Here is a 7,268-nt window from a genome sequence, read left to right as displayed (position 1 = left end):
GCCGGAACCGCGGCCGACCGGCCCATGGCAGGGGGCCTGCACGGCCACGCTGCTGCCCGTGCCGGGCGATCCACGGGGCGCGGTCACCGGCGGTGACCCGGACGGCCGGTGGCTGGTGGGCCGTCGGGCCCCGCAGGGGCAGGGTCGCCTGGATTTCGGCCTGCTGATCTGGGAGGGCGACCGGGTCCGGGAGGTCGAGCTGCCGGGCTCGGCACAGGAGTTGACGGATGTGAACCGGGCCGGCCTGGCGGTGGGTTCGTCACTGAGCGCCGGCAACGAGTGGCTGGCGTGGGCGGTGCGCGACGGCGAGGTCAGCCGCCTGCCCGGGGGCACGTCCGAGGGGGCGACGGCAGTCAACGACGCCGGCCGGATCGTCGGCTACCGCAGCCTGGGGCACCCCTGGGAGCCGGGTTTCAAGCAACTGCCGGTGGTCTGGGACTCGTACCGGAGCCGGCCGGTCGACCTGCCCCTGCCCGGCCCGCAGTGGGAGGGCATGGCCATCGGCATCGACGAAGACGGCACCATCCTGGCCGCGATGTCCGACGGGCACCCGGACAAGCCCACGCGCGCGGTGGTGTGGCGTCCGGGCGCCGCCCGGCCGGAGGTGCTGCCGCTGCCGAAGGTGCCCGGCGGGAAGGCCGACCGGTTCATACCCCAGTCGTTGGCCGGTGGCTGGGTGACCGGCGCCGCCGAACGCGACACCAAGGTGGTTCCCCGGAACGGCATCCCCAGGTACCCGGTGCGGATCAACCTGCGGACCGGGCAGGTGGAGGTACTGAAGGGCGCCCTGTACGGCGGGACCGGCAACGCTCGGGGCTGGCTGGCCGGTTCGGTCTCCGGTGACGTCCCCGGCCTGTTCACCGACACGAAGGCGGTGAAGCTGCCCGTGCCGGACGGCTGGCGTGGCGGACGGCGGGGCGGGGTGACCAGTCTCAGTGACGACGGCCGGGTGCTCGGCGGGAGGCTCGAGCGGGACGACCAGGACGTCCGGCCGGTGCGCTGGACGTGTCGCTGACCGGTCGCTGACCGGTCCGGGGACGGTCCCGCACCGCCCCCGGACCGGAGTCCTCAGCGCAGCCGGCGGATGTCGCCGTACGCCCGGTAGAAGCCGCCCCGGCCGGACTGCCGGACCTCGGTGACCAGGTAGCGCGCCCCCGGCTCGCGGATGCCCTTGGGGAACTGCACCGACCAGTCGCGGTGGTAGCCGTCGGAGAGGACGTGGACGCGCAGCCGGCCGCCCTGCTCGACGCACTGCACCACCACGCCGGACCGGTCGTCGGTGGTCACCTCCACCGAGGTCCAGGCGGCCGGCTCGGGCAGCCGGGCCGGCGCCTTCACGTCGACGACGTCGGGCACGCTGCCCGCCTCGGCGGCCCGGATCGCCGGCTCGCTGGCGTCGATGCAGGCCAGGTGGCCGCTGGTGGTGACCACGTAGAGCCGCTCCTCGTGGTACTGCATCGAGTAGGCCGAGCCGCAGCCGGTGCCGAGCTTCCACAGTCGGTTGCCGGCCTCGTCGAAACAGTAGATCGAGGAGGCGCTGTCGCCGGCGAAGACGTACCGGCCGCCCTCGGCGGTGGCGCAGGAGAAGACCGGGGCGTCGCACCGGTACGTCCGCTCGGCCCGCCCGTCCTTGCGCAGCCGCACCACCTCGCGGGTGCCGGTGCCGGCGAACACGCTGTCCCGCTCCTGCCAGCCGAAGAGCACCGCCCCGGTGCGGGTGTGCCACAGCTCCCGTCCGGTACGCCAGTCGTAGCCGGTGACCCCCTGCGAGTGGCCGTGGTAGAGCGCGTCGGTGTCGCAGCGCACCATCCACGCGGACCGGCCCCGCCCCGGGCGGCGCCAGAGGAACTCGTCCTCGTGGTCGATCGCGGCGATGCCGCCCTCGCGGTCGGAGACGCCGAGCACGCCGTCGTGGATGTCCAGCCAGTAGATGTCGATGTCCGGGGCGATCGCGTACGCCACCCGGGGCACCTTGCCGGAGAGGTCGTAGACGTTGCCGTCGTCGCAGCCCGCGTAGATCCAGTCGTCGTCGGCGACGATGCACTTCACCCCGTCCGGGAGCCGGACCTGGTTCACCACCCGGGCGTCGTGGTCCAGTGTGGTGATCACCCCGTGCTCGTTGCCCACCATGCAGCTCTGCCCGTCGATGAAGATGCCGAACGCGGGCGCGCCCGAGTGGTAGCGCCAGAGGACCGGGGCGGTGCGGGCGGTGGAGCGGGTGCTGACGATCTGCCGGCGGGACACCGCCCGCTTCTGGCGTACCCCGGGCACCGCCGGGGCGTACCCCTTGCGGATCTTCTCGCCGATCTTCTTGGCGGCGGCGGCCCGGGCGCGGGCGTTGTCCGGGTAGTTGGCGGTCTTCACCTGGCCCTGGTCGCCGATCCGCCCGTAGCGCACGGTCATCGCCGTGTCGTCCACCATCACCTCGTAGAACTTGTGTGCTCCACCGTCCACTTCGGACAGTTCGAGGTAGGTCGTCTCCTGTGACATGGGGATGCCTCCGAGGGGAAGTGCCGGACCCGGCAACGCGACAGCGCGCACACGCTAACCCCGCCCCCCGACAAAGATCGGGTGTTAGCAGGGGGCCCCTGCTATACCGGAGGCGTTAAGAAGGTGCCCTTCCTTACCGGCGGCCGGTGCCGGCGAGGGCGTCGACGGCCTTGCGGGCGGCGATCAGCACCGGGTCCCAGACCGGGGCGTACGGCGGGGCGTAGCCGAGGTCCAGCGCGGTCATCTCGTCCACCGTCATGCCGTTCCACAGCGCCACGGCCAGGGTGTCGATCCGCTTGGCCGCCTCCGACCAGCCGACGATCTGCGCCCCGAGCAGCCGGCCGCTGGGCCGCTCGGCGATCAGTTTGACCGTCATCGGCCGGGCGCCCGGGTAGTAGCCGGCCCGGTTGGTCGCCTCGGCCAGCACCGCGACGAACTCGAAGCCCGCCTCGGTGGCGTCCCGTTCGCGCAGGCCGGTCCGTCCCACCTCCAGGTCGCAGACCTTGGTGACGGCGGTGCCGATGACGCCGGGGAAGGTGGCGTACCCGCCGCCGATGTTGATCCCGGCCACCCGGCCCTGCTTGTTGGCGTGGGTGCCGAGTGGCACGTGCACCGGCATGCCGCTGACCCGGTGCAGGGTCTCCACGCAGTCCCCGGCCGCCCAGACGCCGGCCACCCCGGGCACCCGCATCCGGCGGTCGCAGCGGACCCCGCGGGTCGGCCCGAGCGGCAGGCCGGCGGCCGCGGCGAGCGCGGTGTTCGGGCGTACGCCGAGGCCCAGCACCACGACGTCGGCCGGGATCGGCCCCTCGTTGGTGACCACCGCGGCGATCCGGCCGTCCCGTTCCTCGAGTCCGGTCACCCGCAGGCCGGTACGGATGCCGATGCCGACTCCGCGCATGGCCTCGGCGACCAGCTCACCCATGTCCGGATCCACGGTGGACATCGGCTGGTCGGCCTGCTCGACCAGGTTGACGGTGAGCCCGCGGGTGACCAGCGCCTCGGCCATCTCGACCCCGATGTAGCCGCCGCCGACCACCACCGCCTGCCGGGGCCGGGGGTCGCGTTCCAGCCAGTCGAGCAGCGCGCTGCCGTCGTCCAGGGTCTGCATGCCGAAGACCCCGTCGATGTCGCCGCGCGCCCAGTCGGGCTGCACCGGCACCGCGCCGGTCGCGTACACCAGGGTGTCGAAGCCCTCGCGGACCTCGCCGCCGCGCGCCAGGTCCCGGGCGACCACCTCGCGGCGCTCCAGGTCGATGGCGGTGACCTCGTGCCGCAGCCGGACCTCGATGTCGAACTTCTCCCGGAAGGTCGCCGGGTCGCGGGCGATGAGCTGGTCGCGCTCCGGCACCACCCCGCTGATCCAGTACGGGATGCCGCAGGCGGAGTAGGAGGTGAAGTGCCCCCGCTCGAAGGCGACGATCTCCAGGTCGTCCCGGTTTCGGCGGCGCCGGGCCTGGGACGCCGCCGCCATCCCGGCCGCGTCCCCGCCGACGACGATCAGCCGCTCCGCCACGAGGCCTATCCTGTCACGCCCGCACCGGCCGCGGGCGTGGTCAGCCCCGGGTCTGCCGGGCCACGTCGGTCACCACGTCGACCAGCCGGCCGGTACGCGCGAACACGGCCCGCTGCCGCGCCGCGCCGCTGCCGTGCCGGCGCAGGCCGCCCAGCAGGTCGGTGACCTGGTCGAGGTCGCCGTGCCGGGTCAGCTCCGGCCGGACCCGGTCGACCAGCCGGTCCAGCAGCTCCCAGGCCGGGCGCAGCTCGCCGTCGGTCAGGTCGACGCCCTCGCCCTCCAGCCCGTCGTGGGCGGCCCGCCAGTGCGCCGCGACCAGCAGGTGGTGATCGGTGTTGATGGCCGGGCGCCCCTCGGCGATCTCCGTGATCGCGGTCGCCACCAGGGCCCGGACCAGGGCCGCGACCAGCACCGTGTCGTCCACCGACGGGCAGACGTCGCCGATCCGGATCTCCACGGTCGGGTACTTCGCGGAGAGCCGGGCGTACCAGTAGAGCATCCCCTCGTCGAGCATCACGCCGCTGGCGATGAGCTGGCGGATCAGCCGTTCGTAGTGCTCGTGCGAGTCCAGGTACGGGGTGGGCGCCACGGAGGGCCAGCGTTCCCACTCGACCGAGCGCCAGCTCGCGTAGCCGGTGTCCTCGCCCCTGGCGAACGGGGAGTTGGTGGTCACCGCGTGCAGGATCGGCAGCCAGGGACGGACGTGGTTGAGCACCTGCACGCCCACCTCCGGGTCGGGAATGCCGACGTGCACGTGCATGCCGTTGTTGCCCGGCCCGGGCACGAGCAGCCGGAACCGCTCGATCATCCGGTCGAAGCGGGGCTTGTCGACGACCGGCGGCACCGGCCCGTCCACCGGCCCCGTGCCGACGGCCAGCAGCCGTACGCCGGCCCGCTCGGCGGCGTCGGCCAGCTCCGTGCGGAGCACCCCCAGCGAGTGCCGGATCGAGCTCAGCTCCAGCCCGGGCGGGGTGCCGATCTCGATCTGGCTGGTCTGGAACTCCCGTTCCACCTGGCCGCGCAGCTCCGCCGGCACCTGCTCCAGGACCAGGTCGACCGCGGGTACGGCCGTCCCGGTGTGCGGGTCGACCAACAGGAACTCCTCCTCGACGCCGACCGTCAGCAGGTCGGTGCCGCCCGGTGCGGTACTCCGTTCCTGTTCGGCCACTGCCCCGCTCATCGCCATCACCGTCCGTTTCGCACCGTGGGCGCCGTGCCGCGCCTGCGACGCCCTGTTACCCACCGTGTCGAGACCGGAAAACGCCGGGCCGCGGGGTCCACCCGGACGGGGTACGCCGGCTGCCCAGGTTTCTCTCAGCGACCTCACGGGCAGGACGGAGCTTCCGGCGGGTTCACGTGACTACGATGAGCCCCGGTCGACGCCGCGCGCGTCGCCACCGGCAGCGAGGGAGGCCACGGTGACCCCGAGCAGCTCGTCACGGAAGGTGACCGACGCCCGGCCCGCCGGCCGCGACTGGCGACGGCAGGTGCCGCGGGCCTTCGCCACCCTGCTCTGGGTGGTCGCGGTGGTCTGCGCGCTCGCCGCGGTGAGCGGCGCCGCCCGGCTGGAGTTCCAGCCGGTCCGCAAGGCGATCGACGCGCTGCTGGTGCCCGCGCCGGCCAACCTGGCGTACGCGGTCTTCCTCGGCACGCTCGCCTCGGCGGTGCTGCGCCGCAAGCGGCTCGCGTACTGGGTGCTGGTCGCGTACTTCAGCCTCACCCTGCTGGTCGGGCTGCTGGCCGCGGTGCTGCTGCTGACCGTCGGCGGCAACGACCTCACCGACGACGCCGGGGAGCGGCTGTTCACCACGCTGGAGACGGTCGGGGTCTGGGTCGGCATCGGCTTCGCCGCCGGCGCGCTGGCGCTGCTGCTCGCCGCCCGCCGGGAGTTCTACGCCCGGGTCCGCACCGGCAGCACCTTCCGGGCCCTCGGCGTCTTCCTCGGCCTGGCGGTGCTCTCCGTCGGGCTCGGCTACCTGCTGCTGCTCGTCGAGCCGGGCAGCCTGCACACCTGGTCGGACCGGCTCGGGTACGCGGTCGAGAAGGTGTTCGGCGGTGCCATCACGCTGGACCTGACCCGGCGGGGCCACGCGCCCGGCTGGGTCAACCTGGTGCTCGGCGGGCTCGGCGCGATCAGCTTCGTGGCCGGCCTGTTCACCCTGGTCCGCTCGCAGCGGGCGAACGCGGTGCTGCAGCCGGGCGAGGAGGAGCGGATCCGCGAGCTGCTGGCCCGATACGGCGACCGCGACTCGCTGGGCTACTTCGCCACCCGGCGGGACAAGGCGGCGGTCTTCTCGCCGAGCGGCAAGGCGGTGATCACCTACCGGGTGGTCAACGGGGTCAGCCTGGCCAGCGGCGACCCGATCGGCGACCCGGAGGCGTGGGGCCCGGCCATCGAGGCGTGGCTCGGCCAGGCCCGCGAGTACGCCTGGACCCCGGCGGTGCTGGGCGCCAGCGAGGCGGGGGCGCGGGCGTACCGCCGGCACGGCCTGAAGGTGCTCCAGCTCGGCGACGAGGCGATCCTGCTGACCCGCGAGTTCGACCTGGACGGGCGGGACATGCGCCCGGTCCGGCAGGCGGTGCACCGGGTCGAGCGGGCCGGGTACACCGCCCGGGTGCGGCGGCACGCCGAGATCCCGCCGGAGGAGCTGTCCCGGCTGGCCGACCTGGCCACGTCGTGGCGGGACACCGAACACGAGCGGGGCTTCTCGATGGCGCTGGGCCGGCTCGGTGACCCGGCCGACGGCGAGTGCGTGCTGGTCGAGGCGCGGGACGGCGAGGGCCGGGTGCGCGGGCTGCTGTCGTTCAGCCCGTGGGGCGCGCACGGCGTGTCGCTGGACCTCATGCGCCGGGACCGGGCCGCCGAGAACGGGATCACCGAGTTCATGGTGGCCGCGCTCCTCGCGGCGGGTCCCCGGATCGGCGTCGAACGGGTGTCGCTGAACTTCGCGGCGTTCCGCTCGGTGTTCGAGCAGGGCGCCCGGATCGGCGCCGGCCCGGTCATCCGGTTGTGGCGGCACACCCTGCTCTTCTTCTCCCGCTGGTGGCAGTTGGAGTCGCTCTACCTGTCCAACGCCAAGTACCAGCCGCACTGGGCGCCGCGCTACCTCTGCTTCGCCGAGCGCCGGGAACTGGCCCGGGTGGGCATCGCGGCGGCGGCCGCCGAGGGCTTCCTGGCCCTGCCCGGCGGCCGGCCCACCCCGCTGCAGGGGGTGCCGCCGGCCGGTGGCGGCGTCGGCTTCGTACCGCCGGCCGCCGCGAC

The 7,268-nt window shown here is 73.9% G+C and carries 5 protein-coding genes; 2 read left to right on the top strand and 3 right to left on the bottom strand.

All coding sequences use genetic code 11. The annotated features are described in order from the left end of the window. Window positions 1–1,015 (top strand): hypothetical protein (locus ACWEVO_RS24830; protein ID WP_452309920.1); only part of this gene is annotated, 1,015 nt, incomplete at its 5' end. A gap of 53 nt (window positions 1,016–1,068) precedes the next feature. On the opposite strand, the gene ACWEVO_RS24825 is transcribed toward ACWEVO_RS24830, so the two are convergent. The 3 genes from ACWEVO_RS24825 to ACWEVO_RS24815 all read right to left on the bottom strand — a co-directional run bounded on the left by ACWEVO_RS24825 (window position 1,069) and on the right by ACWEVO_RS24815 (window position 5,195). Then, window positions 1,069–2,490 carry a WGR domain-containing protein gene (locus ACWEVO_RS24825; protein WP_452309919.1) on the bottom strand — a complete coding sequence of 474 codons (1,422 nt, stop codon included), beginning with the start codon at window positions 2,488–2,490 and terminating at the stop codon, window positions 1,069–1,071. Window positions 2,491–2,623: 133 nt separating this feature from the next. Continuing rightward, window positions 2,624–4,006 (bottom strand): FAD-dependent oxidoreductase, encoded by a 1,383-nt coding sequence (locus ACWEVO_RS24820; protein ID WP_452309918.1) that lies wholly within the window; start codon window positions 4,004–4,006, stop codon window positions 2,624–2,626. A 40-nt stretch (window positions 4,007–4,046) separates the two neighbouring features. Then, entirely contained in the window at window positions 4,047–5,195 is a 1,149-nt protein-coding gene (locus ACWEVO_RS24815; protein ID WP_452309917.1) for a carboxylate-amine ligase, read from the bottom strand. 229 nt (window positions 5,196–5,424) lie between these two features. Here ACWEVO_RS24815 and ACWEVO_RS24810 point away from each other — a divergent pair. Then, a partial coding sequence (locus ACWEVO_RS24810; RefSeq protein ID WP_452309916.1) for a phosphatidylglycerol lysyltransferase domain-containing protein occupies window positions 5,425–7,268 on the top strand: 1,844 nt, incomplete at its 3' end.

The organism is Micromonospora sp. NPDC003776 (assembly GCF_053605645.1).
Note: the sequence above shows the minus strand (reverse complement) of the source record. Positions and strands in the feature narration are given on the sequence as shown.

Coding starts and splice junctions, on each gene's coding strand:
- ACWEVO_RS24825 (WP_452309919.1), bottom strand. CDS start 2,490: ATGTCACAGGAGACGACCTACCTCGAACTGTCCGAAGTGGACGGTGGA.